The following is a 763-nucleotide window of genomic DNA, read 5'->3' on the forward strand; positions in this document are numbered from 1 at the left end:
ACTGTATATATCGGGTATCGCTGAATAGTTACTTGTCGACTCGCCAACCCGAACCGGTCAACTCACCAGCCCAAACCTGTCAACTCGTCAACCCAAACTAGTCAACTCACCAATCCAAATCTGTCAACTTGCCAACCCGAATTTGTCAACTCGTCAACTAGAACTTGTCAGCTTGCCAACCCAAATCTGTCAACTCACCAATCCAAATCTGTCAACTTGTCAACCCCAATCTGTCAACTCACCAATCCAAGTCTGTCAACTTTTCGGCACAGATTTTAACATTATGAGTGCCTTTTTTGTCCACCAACCGCCCACCTCGCCGCAAAAAATCGATTCTCATGAAGGTTTGTTTTGCTGCCAAAAGAGGGCAGTTGTGCATGCAGACAAAATGAATTTTTATTTAAACAGACCGCCCCCAACACCCGTTTTGGAGCTATTTGCAGCAAAATAAAGTGCGTTTTGGTGCTAAACGCGGTGCAATATGCCGCTAAACGCAGTGCGTTTTGATGCTAAATGCAGTGCGTTTTGGTGCAAAATGCAGTGTGTTTTGGTGCTAAACGCAGTGTAAAATGCTGCTAAATGCGAGGCGAAAGGCATAAAAATACACTACGATTGCATAAACAAAACCCTTTCGAACCATGAAAAATATGGTCGGAAAGGGCGAAATAGTCGTCAAAAAGTGGGTTTTTAGGGGTAAAAAGCGAGTAATTGGGCTTGAAAAATTATGAAGTGGCGACCAAAATAGAAAGGCAAAATGGTGCAA

Source organism: Prevotella sp. HMSC073D09 (genome assembly GCF_001814145.1).
Taxonomy (GTDB): domain Bacteria; phylum Bacteroidota; class Bacteroidia; order Bacteroidales; family Bacteroidaceae; genus Prevotella; species Prevotella conceptionensis.